This is a genomic window from Marinobacter salexigens (genome assembly GCF_018860765.1).
Classification (GTDB): Bacteria; Pseudomonadota; Gammaproteobacteria; order Pseudomonadales; family Oleiphilaceae; genus Marinobacter; species Marinobacter salexigens_A.
Genome location: NZ_JAHKPV010000001.1, coordinates 174,306 through 193,405, shown reverse-complemented (window position 1 = coordinate 193,405; position 19,100 = coordinate 174,306). Strand labels below are relative to the sequence as shown.

Below are 19,100 nucleotides of genomic sequence, written 5' to 3'. Positions count from 1 at the left end.
TCAGCTCACGAATAACCGTAAGTTGTAATTTCGATTGCGGTACGTAGTTTCCGGGACTAGTTTCTATGGAAGACGTTCGGGGCGCCTGAGTGTCGGTATGCCCCAAATAAAGTGCCGTAATATTCTTAAAACAACGACGGGAAACGCAATGAAAAAACTACTTGCAGCTTTAGTTGGTACCATGGCGCTTGCCACGGCACCTGTTGCTCTGTCTGCTGAAGCGACGAAAGAGCTTAAAATGGCGTACGACGCCGACCCGGTCACCCTCGATATTCACGAGCAGCTCTCGGGAGGCATTCTGCAGTTGTCTCATATGTCTTTTGATCCGCTTGTGCGTTGGACGAAAGACCTTGGTTTCGAAGGCCGCCTAGCGGAAAGCTGGGAGCGTGTTGATGACAAAACCATGCGTTTCAAACTCCGTGAAGGTGTAAAATTCCATTCTGGTAATGAGTTCACCACCAAGGATGTGAAGTTTACTTACGACCGGCTAAAAGAAAGTCAGGACTTCAAAGCCATCTTCCAGCCGTTCAGTGGCATTAACGTTATTGATGATTACACCTTTGAACTGGTCACTAGTGAGCCTTTCCCGCTGCTCCTCAATACCGCCACTTACATCTTTCCCCTCGACAGTCAGTTCTATTCCGGCGAGACAGCCGATGGCAAAAAGAAGAGCGCGATTGTGAAACACGGCAACTCGTTTGCCTCCGATAACCTGTCTGGTACCGGCCCCTTCGTGGTCAAGTCTCGCCAGCAGGGCGTGCGCATGGAGTTTGAGCGTTTTTCAGATTACTGGGATGAAGAATCCCCCGGCAACGTTAAGAAGATTGTGCTAACTCCGATCAAGGAGAACAACACGCGGGTATCAGCACTGCTCTCTGGCGGTGTGGACTTTATTGCCCCGGTTCCACCTACGGATCTCGACCGCATCAAACGCGATAAGAACTCGGAGCTGGTCACCATGAGTGGTACTCGTATTATCCTGTTTCACATGAATCAGGAGCGAGTGGAGGCTTTCAAAAATCCTAAGGTTCGTCAGGCTGTCGCTTACGCCATCAATCAGGAAGGTATTGCGGCCAAGATTATGAAAGGCTTTGCCACACCTGCTGCCCAAATGTCGCCAACGGGCTATCAGGGCCACAACGAGTCCCTAAAGCCCCGCTATGATGTAAAAAAAGCTCAACAGCTGATGAAAGAAGCGGGTTATGAGGATGGTTTTACCATCACCATGATGGCGCCGAACAATCGCTATGTTAACGACGACAAAATCGCACAAGCTGCCGCTGCCATGCTGGCACGCATCAACATTAAGGTAGACCTTAAAACCCTGCCGAAAGCTCAGTACTGGCCCGAGTATGATAATCGTTCCGGCGATATGATGCTGATTGGCTGGCACGCAGACACCGAAGACTCTGCTAACTTTTTTGAGTTCCTAACCTTCTGTCCAGAAGCTGGTAGCGGCGCAGGCCAATACAATGCCGGTAACTACTGTAACCCGGAAATCGATGCGCTGGTTGCCAAAGCCAATGTAGAAACCGATATAGAAAAACGCACTGCTATGCTGCAAGAGGTAGAGAAGCGTTTGTACGACGATGCCGCCTTCGTTCCGCTGCACTGGCAGGATTTGGCTTGGGCCAGCAAGAAGAACGTAAAGATCGAGCCGATTCTGAACGTTATGAACTTCCCCTTCTTGGGTGATCTGGTCATAGAGTAACGAGGGGCTCTCCCTCTCTCCAACCTCTCTCCCGCCCTTTACGGGGTAACAGGGAGAGAGGCTTTTAAATACTCATCAGTGGTAAATCCTGCATGTTAGCGTTTTTGGTTCAGCGCATATCCCAGGCAGTGCTGGTCATGTTTGTGATCAGTGTGATCGCCTTTGCTATTCAAGACGGCCTTGGTGACCCGCTTCAGGAAATGGTGGGCATGTCTGTCTCTATGGAGGAGCGGGAGGCTTTGCGTGAGGAGCTGGGGCTAAATGACTCTATGGTGGTCCAGTATCTGCGCTTCGCTGGCAATGCACTCCAAGGCGATTTGGGTAACTCCTATTTTTACGGCAAGCCGACTCTTGAGGTTATTGCCGAGCACCTACCAGCCACGTTGGAGCTGGTGATCGGGGCCAGTTTAATCATTATGTTCTTGTCTGTTCCTATTGGTGTATATGCCGCCATAAAGCCACAGGCATGGTTGGCCAAGTTTTTTATGGGCGTGAGCACTGTGGGTATTTCCATCCCGGTATTCCTCACGGCCATTGTTCTTATCCAGATCTATTCTATCGGGATAACCATTGAGTGGTTCCCCGAAGACACTGGTTGGGGCCGGTGGTTAAACGGTGCTTTAACAACCGAAGGTGGGTTGCCGTCATACGGGCGTGGTGATGAGCTTACCCACCTGTTTGGTACTTGGTACTCAGGCTTTTTTTCCACGGATGGGATCATGCATCTGGTGCTGCCATGCGTATCGCTAGCATCCATTATGCTGCCGTTGTTTATTCGCTTAATCCGCGCAGAAATGATGGAAGTGCTGCAAAGCGACTACATTCGTTATGCTCGCGCCAAAGGCCTCAGCTCTGTGCGAATCAACTTTCTCCACGCCCTCAAAAACACCATGTTGCCGGTTATTACCGTAGGCGGTGTGCAGGTGGGCGTTATGGTGGCCTACACCATTCTTACAGAAACCGTTTTTCAATGGCCCGGAGTCGGGCTGATGTTTCTGGAAGCCATCACCCGCAGTGATATTCCTTTGATCGTTGCCTACTTGATGGTGGTGGGGCTGATTTTTGTGATCACCAATACGCTGGTGGATCTGGTTTACGGGCTAGTGAATCCCACGGTGAAACTGACAGGTAAGAAAGCATGACAACAGCGACCCTTTCACGCTGGAATCGCTTTCGCGAGTCCTTCCTCTGGTACAGCTTCAAGCGCGACAAGGTGGCGATTGCTAGCTCCATCGTGCTGCTTTTGATGGTTTTAGCAGCCGTTTTTGCGCCTCTGTTTGCCCCAACGGATCCATACGATTTGGCGCAAATTGACATCATGAACTCAGAATTGCCGCCGGTAGGAATGCCGGGAGCGGATTCGGCTTTCCCTCTGGGTACAGATGCTCAGGGGAGGGACATGCTCTCCACCATTCTTTACGGTACTCGCGTATCCCTATTGATCGGTTTTGGGGCAGTGGTGCTGCAGGCAGCTCTCGGCATACTCTTCGGCCTATTGGCGGGCTACTTGGGTGGCCGGGTAGACTCAATCTTGATGCGCATTGCCGACGTTCAGCTCTCCTTCTCCACGTTGATGGTGGCGATCATTGTGGGCGCGGTGTTCAAGGCCAGCTTTGGCAACCTAATGTTTGGTGAAATCGCCATTTATATGCTGATTTTCATTATCGGTGTGGCTGAATGGCCACAAATTGCCCGAACTGTTCGGGCGTCTGTGCTGGCGGAGAAGAAGAAAGAGTACGTGGATGCCGCCAAGGTGATGGGCTTTCGTACCAACCGCATTATGTTCCGACATATTCTGCCTAATACCTTGTCTCCTATTTTTGTTATTGCCACCGTACAGATCGCCAATGCGATTATTTCTGAAGCGGCTTTGTCGTTCCTTGGGTTAGGTATGCCGGAAACCCAGCCGTCGCTGGGTTCTTTAATCAAATCCGGTTTTGACTACATCCAAAGCGGCTCCTGGTGGATTACGCTGATTCCCGGCCTAGTGCTGGTCGTGCTCGTGCTAGTCATCAATTTATTAGGTGACTGGTTACGGGATGTTATGAACCCACGGCTGTACAAGGGCTAAACCACCATGAAAAGCAACACACCACTGCTGGAAGTGAAAAATCTGGATGTCCGGTTTGCCGTTCGCGGCGGCGATCTTACAGCCTTGCGCGGCATTAGTTTTAGTCTAGATAAAGGCGAGCGGTTAGGGCTGGTGGGAGAGTCCGGTGCAGGCAAATCCGTGGCGGCCTTCTCGATTCTCAACCTGATTGCACGCCCAGGATATATTGCCGGTGGGCAGATTTTGTTTGAAGGCAAGGATTTGGCGGCCATGAGCGAGCGGGAACTGCGTAAAATTCGCGGCAACCGTATTGCCATGATTTTTCAGGACCCCATGATGACGCTCAACCCGGTGCTCAGTATTGGCACGCAGATGGTTGAAGCGATCAAAGCGCATCGCCGGGTCAGCACCAAAGCGGCCCGAGAAATTGCTCTGAGCAAATTGCGCAAAGTGCAAATCCCCTCGCCGGAAAAACGCCTTGATCAATACCCTCACGAGTTGTCGGGCGGTATGCGCCAGCGGGTGATTATTGCTATTGCTTTGTTGCTTGACCCGGAAATTATTGTGGCAGACGAGCCTACAACCGCGCTGGACGTGACCATTCAGGCGGAGATAATGGCGCTGCTGCTGGATCTGTGTGAGCAGGAAAACGTTGCATTGATCCTGATCACGCACGATTTGGGTGTTGTCTCGCAAGTGACCCAGCGCATGTTGGTTATGTATTCCGGTCGGATTATTGAACAAGGGCCCACACGGGAGATCATCAACGATGCCCAACACCCCTACACCCAAGGCCTGATCAACGCTTTGCCACAGATGGGCGAGCCTGGCGCGCGATTGTTCCAAATACCCGGCTCCATGCCGTCCCTAAAAAATGTACCCTCCGGCTGCCCGTTCAACCCGCGCTGCGATTTCGCCACAGACCAGTGTCGGCAAGTCATGCCTGAGTATGTCCGCTCCGGAAACGTGGATGTGGCGTGTTACGAGGTTAGCAACTTGATTGAGCAGGAGAAACGCATGCAGGAGGCCGGGTCATGACCTCCCCATTGGTAGATATTCGTGGTCTAGAGAAGCGTTTTGATCTCTCTGGTAGTTTTCTGGAGCAAATTACGTTCAAAGGTGGTCGCTTTCAGCGTAAGCAGGAAGCTGTGCATGCCATCAACGGCGTGGATTTGCAGGTGCAAAAGGGCGAGGCCCTGTGTGTGGTGGGCGAATCCGGCTGTGGCAAGTCCACGGTGGCCCGTACAGTTATGGGCTTGCTATCGCCGAGCGCAGGCGAGGTGCATTACGGTGGTCAGCGCATTGATAATCTGAAAGGTGGGGACGTACTGCCTTACCGTCGTAAAATGCAAATGATCTTCCAGAACCCTTACGCCTCTCTGAACCCCCGGATGACGATCCAGCAAACGCTGGAGGAGCCGATTCATTTCCATCGACCGGAGTTGGCCCGCAGCGAGGTGCGCGAAAAAGTTCAGGAAGTGATGCAATCTGTGGGAATAGACCCGGATTGGGGCAGCCGCTTTGGCCATGAGTTCTCCGGTGGTCAGCGCCAGCGTATCGCGATTGCCCGAGCTTTGGCGGTAGACCCAGAGTTTATTGTAGCGGATGAGCCCATCTCGGCACTGGATGTCTCCATTCAGGCTCAGGTGCTGAACTTGCTGATGGAAGCTCAGGAAACCCGAAATCTGACCTACCTGTTCATTACTCACGACCTTGCTGTTGTGGAACATTTTGGCACCCGGGTTGCTGTGATGTATTTGGGACGGGTGTGTGAGTTGGCAGAAACCAAAACCCTGTTTTCTGAGCCTCGCCATCCCTATACTCAGGCGTTGCTCTCGGCTATCCCTAGGCTAGAGGACGACAGGCCTAACTACATAAGGCTGCAGGGCGAAGTGCCCACACCGGTAAATCTTCCGTCAGGGTGCGTGTTTCACGGTCGTTGTCCGTACGCCAACGAGCGTTGCCGCCAAGAAATACCCCGGCTGATTGTCACGGATGGTGGCTCGCAGGTGGCTTGCCATGCTGTGGAAGAGGGGCGGCTATAAGAGTGCAGGTTTTAAGAGTGTGAATGCGATAGGCTATGATGCTTGCAGTGAGTAGCCTATGAAAGACCATCACCCTTTATCTGTCCTCTTTACCGTTATTCGCTGGGGAATCCATGGAAATACGTTGGCTGGAAGACTTCATGGCACTGGCCCGCGCGCGCCATTTTTCTCGTGCTGCTGAGCTGCAACATGTCAGTCAGCCCACATTCAGTCGCCGCATCAAACTGCTTGAAGAATCCATGGGCGCCACTTTGATTAATCGGCAGACCCTACCTTTGTCTTTGACGCCCGCTGGCGAACGTTTTTTTGAATTGTGCCAACGAGTAACCCGGGATGTTCGCGATGTGCGCAGCCAGATCGCGGATATGGAGGCGGAAGTATCTGCACGTATTAGCGTGGGATCTACCCAAGGGCTTTTCTCACATTTTTATCAAGGCTGGGCTAGCGAAGTAGGTGTTGCAGACCGCCTTCAACTCAACCTCAAGGCGACTAGTTGGGTGGGAGAGCAGTTTCTAGATGCCCTCGATGGTGGTGAGTGTGATTTGGTGCTGTGTTACTGGCATCAAGATTTACCATGGGCTGAGCGGCTGGGCCGTGGCGACTACGAATCCATCGTTATCGCCCGCGAATGGCTTGTGCCGGTGAGTGTTGCTGCCGAAAGTGGTGAACCTAGGTTTCCTTTGCCGGGAGTCGCGGGCCAAACCGTACCGCTGATTGCCTATCACTCGCGGGGCTTTTTGCAGTCTGCTATTGAGGCGCATCTGTCGCGCAGCAACGAGTCTGTAAACCTCTTGCCGTTGAACGAGAACACCCAATCGACAAGCATCAAGGCACTGGTGAAGCAGGGTTTTGGCATGGGCTGGTTGCCCAGCCGGATGACGGAAAAGAGCGAGCATTTTGGCAGGCTTACAAGGGCTGGCGACGAACGCTGGGATGTGCCGCTGGACATCCGCCTGATCCGCTTGCGAGAGCCGCGTACAGACGATCTTCTAACCCTCTGGACAACACTGGAAAACCAACATGCCTGACACTGAGCTTTTAACTCTCCAGATTGATCATGTGGGTATTCTTCAGAGCCGCTATGAGAAGGTTCTGGAAGACCATGGTTACGACGGTTTACTGATCAGTTCAGGCGCGGCTCCGATGCGTTATGACGACGATCAGTCGTGGCACTTTCAAGGTTATGGCCCGTTCCTGCACTGGACCGGGTTGGCCGGGTATGAGCATGCTTGGTTGCTGATCCGCAAAGGCCGAAAGCCTTTGCTCTCGCTTTATCAGCTGGTCGACTTTTGGCATGCAAGTCTCGAATTAGCCCAAGAACCGTGGCTCGACGAATTTGAGCTTCGTTTCAGCGAAAGCCGCTCGGCACCCGAACTGGATGGCCTGAGCCAGCTAGCCATTCTCGGTGAACCGTCTTTGCTGGCAGGCCTATCGGGCGATGAAAATCCGGGTGCCCTTTGTGCGGCAGTCAACGAAACCCGAGTGCACAAAACGGCATACGAAATTGCTTGTTTGGCACACGCCAACAAGCTGGCAATGGCAGGCCATCGCGCGGCGCGGGATGCGTTTTTGGCGGGCGGCAGCGAGTTCGAGATCAATCTGGCGTACCAGCGGGCAACGCAACAGCGTGAGGTTGATGCGCCATACAACAGCATTATCGGAGTCAATGAGCACGCTGGCACGTTGCATTATCAATATTACGACACAGCAGCTCCCGCTAAATCCCGTAGCTTGCTCATAGACGCTGGCGTGCGATACCGGGCTTATTGCTCAGACATTACTCGTACTACAGCGGGTGTTGGGGAGGGGCGGTTTGCCGCACTCGTGCAAGGGCTTGAACAGTTACAATTTCGGCTCTGCAAAATGGTGGCTCCCGGCGTTGATTATGTGGATATACACCGTAAAACCCATCTGGGCATTGCTGCGTTACTGGGTGCGGCGGGGCTGGTTAGCGACCTGAGCGATGAAGATATGGTTGCTGAGGGCGTTACCCGTGCTGTCTTTCCCCACGGGATTGGCCACTTTCTTGGTGTACAAGTGCACGATGTTGCCGGCAAACCTGTAGCGCCTCCCGCCGATGCACCTTTCCTGCGCCTGACACGAACTCTGGAGCCGGGGATGGTGGTGACCATAGAGCCGGGTTTGTACTTCATTCCCTCGTTACTTGAGCCGCTGTTATCTAGCCCTCTTGGGCGCCACATCAACCAGTCATTGCTTGACGAGTTGCAAGGCTGTGGTGGAATTCGCATAGAAGATAACCTGATGGTGACGGACTCCGGCTACCGAAATCTGACGAGGGAGGCCGAAGCCTAAAACAACCCGTTGCACAAATTAACATAGGGGGCTTGCAATCCGTGATACTAATGACAATAATTATCACTAACATTGTTGTCGTTGGTGGAGTTGCGTTATGTATGTATGCCTTTGCCACGGAGTCACAGACCGAGACATCCGTGAAGCTTCAGAAAATGGTGTGTCATCCATGCGCCAGCTTGGTAAAGAGCTTGGCGTAGGTACCCAATGCGGGCGTTGCGCCTCCATGGCGCGGGGCATACTGCGCGAAAGCCGCTCGCCGGACTATTTGGCGCTTGCAAACATGCTGGCCACCCCTGCCTGACGCAATTAACGTTTATTTCCGTTCCGCAATTTTGTAATGCGCCTTAACGCGCTATCCTTGTTAGGTGATGAGAGAGCTTTGAAAGCTCACCGAACCCGACCCAATCAGCCAGATAGGCCTTTGTTAGAGAAGGGTGAGTTAGCTGGCTGAGCTCAAGGAGTGCTGCAATGAAAGGCGACAAAAAAGTCATACAATTCTTGAATAAAGTTCTTGCCAACGAACTGACCGCTATCAACCAGTATTTCTTGCATTCGCGCATGTACAAAGACTGGGGTATCACCAAGCTCGCGGCCAAGGAATACGAAGAATCCATCGACGAAATGAAACATGCGGATCAGTTGATCGAACGCATTCTGTTTCTGGAAGGCCTGCCCAACTTGCAAGACCTGAACAAGCTGATGATTGGCGAGAACGTTGAGGAAATGATTGCCTGTGACCTCAAAATCGAGCACATCGCTCACGTGGACCTGAAAGAAGCGATTCTGTATTGCGAAGAAGTTCAGGACTTCACTAGTCGTGAACTGTTCCGCAGCATTCTCGATAGCGAAGAAGAACACATCGACTGGCTGGAAACCCAGCTTGAGATGATTAACCAGATGGGCATACAAAACTATATTCAGCTTCAGTCAGCTGCCTCGGAGTGAGCCAGACAATGGATTTGTCCTGTTTCAAAGCCTATGATTTGCGCGGTAGCGTGCCAGAGCAGCTAAACCCTGCTCTGGCCGAGCGCATAGGGCGCGCCTATGTGGAAATCACGGGCGCAAAAAAAGTCATCGTCGGCTACGACATTCGCCTCTCAAGCCAAGAAATCACCGAAGCCCTAAGCTCCGGGCTAATGGCAGCGGGCGCAGACGTGTTCGATATTGGCTTGTGTGGCACAGAATACGTGTACTTTGCCACCAGCCACTATGGAATGGACGGTGGCATCATGGTTACCGCCAGCCACAACCCCAAAAACCACAACGGCATGAAAATGGTAGGGCCGGAATCCCGCCCCATCAGCTCTGACAACGGTTTGAATGATATTCGGGATAGGGTACGCGAGCCCTTTTCGGACGCGCCGGTGCAGGGCAGATACGAGGCACTGGAAGTCACCAGTGCCTACATAGACCACTTGTTGGGGTACATCGACGCGAGCGCACTGGCGCCGATTAAAATCGTTGTTAACGCTGGCAATGGCGGCGCTGGCTTGGTCATCGACCAACTCGAAAAGCACTTGCCTTTCGAATTCATCAAAGTGCATCATCAGCCCGACGGAAACTTCCCAAACGGCGTGCCCAATCCCATTCTCGAAGAAAATCGGGAAGCTACAGCCAACGCCGTCATCGAACACGGCGCCGCCATGGGCATCGCCTGGGACGGCGATTACGACCGCTGTTTCTTCTTTGACGAAAACGGCCGCTTTATTGAGGGCTATTACATCGTCGGCTTGCTGGCGGACCAATTCCTACGTAAAACCGGCCCGGGCAACGTTATCCACGACCCCAGGCTAATCTGGAACACCCAAGATCTGGTAAAAGCAGCCGGTGGCGAAGCCATTGAAAGCAAGACTGGCCATGCTTTCATCAAACAACGCATGCGCGACGAAGACGCTGTCTACGGTGGCGAAATGAGCGCTCACCACTACTTCCGCGACTTCGCTTACTGCGACAGCGGGATGATTCCGTGGTTGCTGCTTGCAGAACGCCTATGCCAATCCGGTAAGCCCTTCTCATCCCTTATAGATGCTCGAATCGAAGCCTACCCGGCTAGCGGTGAAATCAACCGCACCATCAACGACCCGGCGAAAGTCATCGCCGCGATCGAAGAAAAGTACTCGCACGGTGCGAAAAGCGTCAGCTACGTCGATGGCTTGAGCATCGAGTTCGACAACTGGCGCTTCAACCTACGCATGTCCAACACTGAACCTGTGGTTCGTTTGAACGTGGAATCCCGTGCTGACATACCGCTGATGAAAGAGAAAACGGAAGAACTTCTTGCGGAAATGGAGCAGTTGAATGGTTAGTTGCCTCAGCGGAGCTAGTTAGAACCGAAAACAGTGCTCTTGCAATATAGTTTGGGGCTGGAGTGCCGGAGAAGTGTCCGGAAACTGTGCGAAGCCATGGATGGCGTAGCCAAGCGTACACGGACGTATTCACAGCGTGTTTTCGGACACTTCTCCGGCACTCCGGTCTTGCACGAAACCTGCGGCTAAGCGTGAAGCTCAGAGCCAGTCGTTCAACATAATCCCAATCCCGAATCGCTCAATCCGATGATTGTAATCAATCAAACTCTCCCCATACCCATTGGAGTACTGGAAAAACCCCTTAATCGTATCCCCTAAAGGAAAACTATAACCAAATTCCAATGACGTACGGTTATCCGAGTGCAGATTATTCATCAGCCTAAGTGAAAACGTCCGATCTTCCGCAAGCTTATAAACAACATTGTAATTGGCGTATCCAAGGTAACGCTGAATATCTTTGTTATCGTTTTCCTTGTCCTCAGGAATCCGATACCAGGGCTGCACACTGAACAGCCAGCGCCCTCGAGTAAAAGCAGCGCCCGCCATAATTCGGTTCCAACTCCTTGAACGAGGCTCTGACTGTCCGTTCGACTGATGATTGATACCAACCGACATACCACTGAGCGTCACAAAGCCTAGATCCAAGTTGGCCAAATGGCGCAGGAAAATCTCGGGCTCATAATTCGTCTCACGGAAAGGTGCGGAATCATCCTGATTGTAAACCTGCCAAAACGAACGCTGGGTATAACCGAACCACAAAGTAGTGTCGTCCTCCAGCCAGCCTGTCAGCAAAGGCACCTTAAAACTAATCTGGTACTTGGCCTCCTCATTCTCCAGATCATAGTCGTAACCGGTCGTGCCCAGCCTAGGGCTAGTCGGCGTTTGGTTCGTGTCATCCATCCAAGTTACCGGCAGGATATATGACGGTCGATGGCTGATAAAACTACCCGAAAAAGAAAACAGCGCTCTTTCCGCCTTTACACTGCGCTCTACCATGTTCGTCATCACGTCCGCATCAGGATCACCCCCGTCGGACGCTTTGGTGGCACGATTTTGGCTCTCACTCGAAGGGGCCAAGGTTTCAGCGGCTCGCTCAGTCTCCTCAACTTTCTGCTCAGTAGCGTTTTCCCTTGCTATTTTCGGGTTGTTGAATGAGTCATAGCAGGCAAGCCGTTGCACACCTTCGTGTATCAGCGCGCAGTCTTCCGAGGAGGACGCCTGAATGTCATCGGATGATCCACCTTCCTTGGCGAGAGTTAGTGCTGGCCACAACAAAACAAGTGCAGCTGTCGTTGAGAGCCACAGGTAAGGAGGTTTTTGCATTCTTTGGATCTCTCTATGCCGCATTAAGGCTAAGCCACGTACTGGCAATGCCGTAAACCCAAACGCTGATGAGGGTAAGTGCCAGCAGTGAAAAAACTAATTTATGCCGAAGTTGGTTGGCTGCACTTGCCGCCACAACCCAGCGTAAGTACATAAGGCCAATAAAACTGATAAAAACCCCAAGGCTTGCAAAGGCGGGTATCAGCAGCCATGCAGGGTGAATCGTATGGCCGGTGTCCGTTTGGCTTGAGAACCAACCCATAGCCGCCAGTAGCACAGCCAGCGAGCTAAACTCTGTAATCAGGAGCGCCATACGCAAGGGATGTGGGGAGGGTTTCTCCAAGTTATTCATGGGTTGAATCCTGAGGTTCTGGGGTATGCTCCAACATGGTAACCGGATGTGGTGAAAGAGTCTCCACACATACCAAATGGCAATAAAAATGGTGGAAATCAATTTATGATTTTGCTATTCGGTTTTTTTGCCGGGATTCAGTCGCTATAATGCGGCAACCAAAGATTATAACGCTCAAATGCGAGGTGCATTGTGAAGATGAAGAGAGTCCTGGCTGTTGTATTGCTCGGTTTCGGTATTACTGCTGGTGCCGTCATGGCAAGTGTTGACGACGAAATCCGTGCGCGAATTCAGCCGGTTGGCGAAGTTTGCCTGCAGGGTGAGGAATGCGGTGAAGCCGCTGCTGCCACTGAAACTGCCAGCTCTGGGCCCCGTTCAGGTAGCGAAGTGTACGATGCCGTATGCATGGCGTGCCACACCACCGGCGCAGCGGGTGCACCTGTTATTGGCAATGCGAGTGACTGGGCTCCGCGTATTGACCAAGGCATGGAAACGCTGATCAATCACGCTCTCAACGGTTTCAATGCTATGCCCGCGAAAGGTGGCTGTGCAAGTTGCCCGGATGAGGAAATACAAGCCGCAGTGGAGCATATCGTGGCTGAGAGTAAGTAAAGCTAAAGCTCTTATTTCCAGAAACCCCGCACACGTTATATATAGTGCGGGGTTTTTTGCGTTTTATAGTCCCAAATCGCCAAGTAGGGCACTCAATGTCGCCTTGCCTTTTTTCTGGTTGGCCTCAACGTCCAAATCCCCCGTGCCTTCCCAGCGTACATCGTCTTGCGGCAACTCATCGAGGAATCGGCTGGGGATGGTTTCGATTTTTTCTCCATACTGCCTGCGTTGGGCGGCAAAGGTTAGGGTTAGGGTTTCTTTTGCGCGGGTAATTCCCACATACATCAATCGCCGTTCTTCCTCAATGTTACCTTCTTCAATGCTGGATCGGTGGGGCAAAATTTCCTCTTCAAGCCCAAGAATAAATACATGAGGGAACTCCAGACCCTTGGATGCGTGTAGCGTCAGCAGCTGTACCTTGTCACTGTCATCCTCTTCTTCCCGCTGCTCCATCATGTCGCGCAGAATCAACTTGGTAATCGCATCTTCTATGCCCAGCTCATCCGCAGTACCTTTGCCGTCGTCCAGCATGCGCTGAATGGAGTCCACCAAATACCAGATATTCTCCATGCGCCGCTGGGCCTGCTTCGGTGTGCCGGAGTTCTGATGCAACCATTCCTCGTACTCAATGTCGGTGAACAGTTGCTTTATAACGGGCACAGGGTTCTCGCTGTGCAGGCGCTCACAGGTGGAGTCCACCCAGTGGGCAAAGCGCCGCAGCCGATCTAGCCCCTTTTCGGTTACGTGGGACTCTGCCCCCATATCACTCAGCGATTTGAACAGGCTAACGTTGCGCGCTCGGGCATAATGGCTTAGCTGCTCCAGGGTACGCGGGCCAATTTCCCGCCGGGGCACGTTCACCACACGCAGGAACGCGGCATCATCATCCGGGTTAATCAGAAGGCGCAGATAGGACATGGCATCTTTAATTTCGTTCTTCGAGAAAAAAGACTGGCCACCCGAAATGCGATAGGGAATCTGGTAAGCCTGCAACTTCATTTCCAGCAAGCGAGCCTGATGGTTGCCCCGGTAAAGCACAGCGAAATCCCTGAATGCTAGCCCCTTCTTCAGCTTTTGGTCGAGAATTTCCGTGGCTACTCTTTCGGTTTCGGCGTCTTCGTTACGGCAACGCACAATACGGATTTCGTCGCCAATGGTGTGGTCACTCCACAGAGATTTTTCGAACACATGAGGGTTGTTGGCGATAACGGTGTTAGCGGCCCTAAGAATGCGTGATGTGGAGCGATAATTCTGCTCAAGTTTTACAATCTTCAGGCTTGGGAAGTCGTCTTTCAGTTGGGCTAGATTTTCCGGCCGTGCCCCGCGCCAGGCATAAATCGACTGGTCGTCATCGCCAACCACGGTAAACGCCGCGCGCTCCGCAACCAGCATTCGCACCAACTCGTACTGGCAAATGTTGGTATCTTGATACTCGTCCACAAGCATGTAGCGGATTTTTCTGCGCCACTTTGCCAACGCCTCGGGATTATTCCGGAACAGTTGCACTGGTAGCAGAATAAGGTCGTCAAAATCGACGGCATTGTAGGCCTTAAGGTATTCGCTGTAGTGTTTGTAAACGATGGCAATGCGTTGCTCCCGTTCGTCGGCAGCTTTGCTGTATGCTTCCGCAGGCCCCCGCATGGCATTTTTCCACGACGAGATGGTCATCTGTACATCGTTCAGTTCATCGCCCGCGTCGGCACTGGCCTCCCGCATCATCAGGTCTCTTAGAAGAGCTTTGGCGTCTTCCGCATCAAAAATGGAGAAGCCGGGGTGATAACCTAGATGAATGTGTTCTTCGCGAATTATGTTCAGCCCAAGGTTGTGGAAGGTGGAAACGATCAAACCCCGGGTTAACTTGCGATCCACAATCTTTCCCACCCGCTCTTTCATCTCTCTGGCGGCTTTGTTGGTGAAGGTAACTGCAGCAATGTGGCGCCCCGGAATGCCAAGATGTTCAATGAGGTAGGCGATTTTTCGGGTGATTACACTGGTCTTTCCACTGCCTGCACCGGCCAGCACAAGCAGGGGGCCGTCCGTGTAGCGGACAGCTTCATTTTGTCGCGGATTGAGTTTGTTCACGAATACACTGCCAGAATGGTTTGATACGGAGGTTCTCTCGCTAAGACAATAGTCTACACCAGCCAGACTTACTGTACCTTGCCGATCTATCAGCTATCCTTTTAACAGAAGAGGTTTGTTGCTCACGCACCCATGGACTTTGCTCAATGATCTTGCCACAGGAAACCCTCGAACACGACCAGCTTCGCCTTTTGGTCCTGACGCCAGAATACACTGATTTTCTCTGGGTCAATGCGTTGCTGGCGAAGGATACGGAGATCACTGCGGACGCAACCTGGTGTCCAGATCTTTTGGATTGTGACGATCTTATCCACAATGCGAAATTCGACATTGTGGTGTGGAACTGTGTGGTTCATGGTGGCTCAGAAACCGCGTTCTTGCAGTATTTGGCCGTTGCCACTGGCGATCGCCCGATTTTGGCACTAAGTGCCGAAACGCCAGAGGAACGAGCGAGTGATTTGTTAAACGGTGGCGCAGCGGATTACTTGAGTCGTCAGGAACTTAATCACTGGAACTTTCGTCGGGCAGTAAAGTGCCTTTGGTATCGCGAGCAGTTGGCAAATTCCGCCCACAGTCAGTTAGGCCGTGGCGTCGCAAGCGGCTTTATTAACCGGGACCTATTCTTTGATAGGTTGCAGCAGGCCTTGCACCGAGCTAAGCGTGGCAACCATCGGCTGGCGCTTTTGCATCTCAATATTGATGATTTTCGCAGTATCAACGAGTCTTTTGGCTACCAAAAAAGTGACCAACTGATGATAAAAGTGGCTGCTCAGGTGCGTCAGGGGCTACGCCGCGTGGATTCCCTAATGCGAATAGGTGGTGACGAGCTCGCCATAATTGTTGAAAAAATAGAAGACTCTTTGGATATTACGCAAGTCATACGCAAGATTGTTAATGCGTTAGACGAGCCGGTAACGATTGACGGCCAAAGCGTGGTTGTCAGTGCCAGCTTAGGTGTTGCCACCTACCCTGAAGCTGGGAATGGCCCTGAAAATCTCATGCGCCGTGCGAATCGGGCAATGTTTGAGGCAAAGCGGGACCCAGGCACCAGTTACCGGTTTTACGATCGGCAACTTCATATCTCAGCAGGCTATCAGCTCAGATTGGAAGCGGACCTCCGTAATGCCCTTCGCGGCAATGAGTTGGAACTCTATTACCAGCCAAGAATTGATCTTGCCAGCAACGACGTGCGTGGCGTCGAATGTCTGTTGCGATGGAATCACCCAGAGCGAGGCCTTGTGGGGCCAGATGAGTTTATTCCGGTTGCTGAGCGAAGTGGTTTGATCGTTCCTATCGGTTATTGGGTCATAGAGCAGGCCTGCAAGCGGCTAAAAGAGTCCGCTGAGCTTGGGTTCCCCGGGCTGGTGTTTGCCGTCAACCTTTCGTTTCGTCAGTTCCATGATCGCAAAATGACCGAAACCATATTCCGTATCATCTTCAACGCTAATGTTGATACCAGCTTGCTGGAGTTGGAGCTAACGGAAAGCGCCATGATGCACGATCCGGAATACGCTCAGCGCTGCCTGCGAGAGCTCAACCAGTTGGGTATTAGCTTTGCGTTGGATGATTTTGGCACTGGTTTTTCTTCACTCAGTAATCTCCAGCATTTGCCTATATCACTGGTTAAAATTGATAAATCGTTCGTTCAGGCACTTGGTCAATCTGCAGATGCAGAGCACATTATTCGTGCGATTATCAGTCTGGCTCATAGTCTTCAAATGAGTGTGGTGGCTGAAGGCGTTGAGACTGAAAGCCAGTTAGAGTTTCTACGACAGCAACACTGCGATGAAATTCAGGGTTACTTTTATGCGCGCCCTATGCCTTGGGCCGACCTTTTGCAATTCCTGAACAAGCGTGGCGAGTCCGCTTGCCTGCAACTGTAAGCCGCTGTACCTTTGCTGCTTTACTAGAAACGTATCAGACAGAGGTTGCATGAACAGTATCTTCAGGCGCATTGCGGACGAACTCGGTGTACGCGAACAACAGGTTAATGCCACCGTCGCCCTGCTGGACGAAGGCTCCACGGTTCCGTTTATTGCCCGTTACCGTAAAGAGGTAACCGGGTCTTTGGATGACAGTCAGCTGCGCACCCTTGAAGAGCGCCTGCGTTACCTTCGGGAACTGGAGGATCGCCGTGGCACCATCCTTAAGAGCATTGAGGAGCAGGGCAAGCTGACTGACGAACTACGCAATAACATTCAAGATGCGGACACCAAAAACCGTCTAGAAGATCTGTACTTACCTTACAAGCCCAAACGTCGCACCAAGGCTCAAATCGCGCGGGAGGCGGGCTTAGAACCTCTTGCTGATGCCCTGTATGACGACCCGACTCAGGATCCAGAGGCGGTCGCGAAAGGCTATATAAACGCAGACGCAGGCGTTGCTGATACCAAGGCCGCCCTCGACGGTGCCCGTTATATCCTGATGGAGCGTTTCGCGGAAGATGCTGAATTGCTGGGTGAACTGCGTGATTTCATTTGGCAGCAAGGGCAGCTAAAAGTCACAGTAATAGAAGGTAAAGAGAACGAAGGCGCCAAGTTCCGGGATTATTTCGATCATGTGGAGCCTCTGAAGAAGGTGCCCTCGCACCGGGCTCTGGCCATACTACGTGGACGCAATGAAGGTGTTCTCTCCTACACGCTTGTAGTGGGCGACGCTGACGACGATCGTCGCCAGCCGCATCCCGCCGAGCAACGCATTGCTGCGCGCTACAATATTCGAGATAACGGACGCGCTGCTGATAAATGGCTGTCGGAAGTGGTGCGCTGGACCTGGCGGGTAAAGCTGTCTACGCAAATAGAAACGGACCTTATGGCGCAGGTGCGCGAGGCTGCCGAAACCGAAGCGATCAACGTGTTTGCCGCCAACTTGAAAGATTTACTGCTACTGGCCCCTGCCGGGCCTCGCCCAACCCTCGGGTTGGATCCCGGGCTGCGTACTGGTGTAAAAGTCGCCGTTATCGATGGCACCGGCCAAGTGGTTGGGCATGGTTCTATATTCCCCCATGCTCCCAAAAACCAGTGGGACAGCTCTATTGAAAAACTCGCTGCCTGGTGTCGCGAATACCGCATTGAGTTGGTGGCTATTGGCAATGGAACCGCCTCCCGTGAGACCGAAAAGTTGGTTGGTGATCTCAGTAAACGCTATCCGGAACTGAAGTTGGCAAGAATTGTTGTAAGCGAGTCCGGTGCCTCGATTTATTCCGCCTCGGAGTTTGCCTCCAAAGAATTACCCGATCTGGACGTAACCATTCGCGGTGCCGTCTCCATTGCCCGCCGGTTGCAGGATCCCTTGGCCGAGCTGGTGAAAATCGAGCCCAAATCCATCGGCGTTGGCCAATACCAGCACGATGTGTCTCAGGTTCAGCTTTCCCGCAGCCTTGATGCGGTGGTTGAAGATTGCGTTAACGGTGTCGGTGTTGATTTGAACACTGCGTCCGCACCTCTGTTGTCGAGGGTGTCAGGCCTCAATCACACCATCGCTCAAAACATTATTGAGTACCGTAACCAGAACGGCGTCTTTCTTAACCGCAAGCAGTTGTTGAAAGTAGCTCGGTTGGGTAACCGGACGTTTGAACAAGCTGCAGGCTTTCTGCGCATTGCCAGTGGAGAGAATGCGCTAGACCGCTCATCTGTGCATCCCGAGGCCTACGGTATTGTTGAGGCCATTGCGGCAAAGAATAACCGTAAGGTTGAAGGAATTATCGGAGATGCAGCGTTTCTGCGTGGTCTGAATCCTCAAGATTATGTAACAGATCAATTCGGCTTGCCGACAATTCGCGACATTCTCTCCGAGCTTGAAAAACCGGGCCGGGATCCACGCCCCGAGTTCCGCTTTGCTAGTTTTGAAGACGGTGTGGAAACTCTGGGCGATCTGGTACCCGGTATGATCTTGGAGGGCTCTGTCACCAACGTCACAAATTTTGGTGCGTTTGTGGATATTGGGGTCCATCAGGACGGTCTGGTGCATATATCGGCACTTTCCCACACCTTTGTAAAAGATCCCCGGGAGGTCGTTAAGGCCGGGGATATTGTGAAGGTGAAAGTGATGGAAGTGGACATCCCCCGTAAGCGGATTGCGCTGACTATGCGGATGGATGATCAGCCCGGTGAAAAAGCAGAACCGAAACGGGGCGCTTCGGCACCTCGTCCTACTGCTAAATCAGCGCCCCGCGGCCAAAATAAAGGCGCGGATCAAGGCGCTATGGCCGGTGCCTTGGCGCAGGCGTTTGCGTCGGCCAGCAAAGGCAAGCGTTAAGCGGTTTCAACTATTTCCACCAGCCAGTAGAGCCCATAAGGCACCG

The 19,100-nt window shown here is 52.5% G+C and carries 16 protein-coding genes; 13 read left to right on the top strand and 3 right to left on the bottom strand.

Features of this window, described 5'->3' with window-relative positions; all coding sequences use genetic code 11:
* Window positions 1–148 precede the first annotated feature (148 nt).
* The 10 genes from KO508_RS00890 to KO508_RS00845 all read left to right on the top strand — a co-directional run bounded on the left by KO508_RS00890 (window position 149) and on the right by KO508_RS00845 (window position 10,428).
* The gene (locus KO508_RS00890; protein WP_216006474.1) at window positions 149–1,711 is read left to right on the top strand and encodes an ABC transporter substrate-binding protein; all 1,563 of its coding nucleotides are present in this window, start codon (window positions 149–151) and stop codon (window positions 1,709–1,711) included.
* A 92-nt stretch (window positions 1,712–1,803) separates the two neighbouring features.
* Window positions 1,804–2,853, top strand: a complete 1,050-nt coding sequence (locus tag KO508_RS00885; protein WP_216006473.1) for an ABC transporter permease — start codon at window positions 1,804–1,806, stop codon at window positions 2,851–2,853.
* Window positions 2,850–3,782: an ABC transporter permease gene (locus KO508_RS00880; protein ID WP_216006472.1), complete on the top strand. Its 933-nt coding sequence runs from the start codon at window positions 2,850–2,852 to the stop codon at window positions 3,780–3,782. Before KO508_RS00885 ends, KO508_RS00880 begins: the two co-directional genes overlap by 4 nt.
* Before the next feature lie 6 nt (window positions 3,783–3,788).
* Window positions 3,789–4,799, top strand: a complete 1,011-nt coding sequence (locus KO508_RS00875) for an ABC transporter ATP-binding protein (RefSeq protein ID WP_216006471.1) — start codon at window positions 3,789–3,791, stop codon at window positions 4,797–4,799.
* On the top strand, window positions 4,796–5,806 hold the full coding sequence (locus KO508_RS00870) for an ABC transporter ATP-binding protein (protein ID WP_216006470.1): 1,011 nt from the start codon (window positions 4,796–4,798) through the stop codon (window positions 5,804–5,806). The genes KO508_RS00875 and KO508_RS00870 overlap by 4 nt, the downstream gene beginning before the upstream one ends.
* Window positions 5,807–5,919: 113 nt before the next feature.
* Complete coding sequence (locus KO508_RS00865) at window positions 5,920–6,834, top strand: LysR family transcriptional regulator (protein WP_216006469.1); 915 nt, start codon at window positions 5,920–5,922, stop codon at window positions 6,832–6,834.
* Entirely contained in the window at window positions 6,827–8,119 is a 1,293-nt protein-coding gene (gene pepQ / locus KO508_RS00860; protein ID WP_216006468.1) for a Xaa-Pro dipeptidase, read from the top strand. Before KO508_RS00865 ends, pepQ begins: the two co-directional genes overlap by 8 nt.
* 97 nt (window positions 8,120–8,216) lie before the next feature.
* On the top strand, window positions 8,217–8,423 hold the full coding sequence (locus KO508_RS00855; RefSeq protein ID WP_216006467.1) for a bacterioferritin-associated ferredoxin: 207 nt from the start codon (window positions 8,217–8,219) through the stop codon (window positions 8,421–8,423).
* A 167-nt stretch (window positions 8,424–8,590) separates the two neighbouring features.
* Entirely contained in the window at window positions 8,591–9,067 is a 477-nt protein-coding gene (bfr, locus tag KO508_RS00850; RefSeq protein WP_200362995.1) for a bacterioferritin, read from the top strand.
* An 8-nt stretch (window positions 9,068–9,075) separates the two neighbouring features.
* On the top strand, window positions 9,076–10,428 hold the full coding sequence (locus tag KO508_RS00845; protein ID WP_216006466.1) for a phosphomannomutase: 1,353 nt from the start codon (window positions 9,076–9,078) through the stop codon (window positions 10,426–10,428).
* 198 nt (window positions 10,429–10,626) lie between these two features.
* Here KO508_RS00845 and KO508_RS00840 read toward each other — a convergent pair whose 3' ends face one another.
* Together KO508_RS00840 and KO508_RS00835 are read right to left on the bottom strand one after the other, a co-directional pair.
* Window positions 10,627–11,751: a phospholipase A gene (locus KO508_RS00840; protein WP_216006465.1), complete on the bottom strand. Its 1,125-nt coding sequence runs from the start codon at window positions 11,749–11,751 to the stop codon at window positions 10,627–10,629.
* A 13-nt stretch (window positions 11,752–11,764) separates the two neighbouring features.
* Window positions 11,765–12,103 carry a hypothetical protein gene (locus KO508_RS00835; RefSeq protein ID WP_216006464.1) on the bottom strand — a complete coding sequence of 113 codons (339 nt, stop codon included), beginning with the start codon at window positions 12,101–12,103 and terminating at the stop codon, window positions 11,765–11,767.
* A gap of 198 nt (window positions 12,104–12,301) precedes the next feature.
* On the opposite strand from KO508_RS00835, the gene KO508_RS00830 reads away from it, so the two are divergent.
* Complete coding sequence (locus KO508_RS00830; protein ID WP_216006463.1) at window positions 12,302–12,715, top strand: c-type cytochrome; 414 nt, start codon at window positions 12,302–12,304, stop codon at window positions 12,713–12,715.
* 63 nt (window positions 12,716–12,778) lie between these two features.
* Here KO508_RS00830 and rep read toward each other — a convergent pair whose 3' ends face one another.
* Window positions 12,779–14,797 carry a DNA helicase Rep gene (gene rep, locus KO508_RS00825; protein WP_216006462.1) on the bottom strand — a complete coding sequence of 673 codons (2,019 nt, stop codon included), beginning with the start codon at window positions 14,795–14,797 and terminating at the stop codon, window positions 12,779–12,781.
* Window positions 14,798–14,943: 146 nt separating this feature from the next.
* Here rep and KO508_RS00820 point away from each other — a divergent pair, with 146 nt between their 5' ends.
* Window positions 14,944–16,680: a putative bifunctional diguanylate cyclase/phosphodiesterase gene (locus KO508_RS00820; protein ID WP_216006461.1), complete on the top strand. Its 1,737-nt coding sequence runs from the start codon at window positions 14,944–14,946 to the stop codon at window positions 16,678–16,680.
* Window positions 16,681–16,729: 49 nt separating this feature from the next.
* Window positions 16,730–19,054 carry a Tex family protein gene (locus KO508_RS00815; RefSeq protein ID WP_216006460.1) on the top strand — a complete coding sequence of 775 codons (2,325 nt, stop codon included), beginning with the start codon at window positions 16,730–16,732 and terminating at the stop codon, window positions 19,052–19,054.
* The last annotated feature ends 46 nt before the right edge of the window (window positions 19,055–19,100 follow it).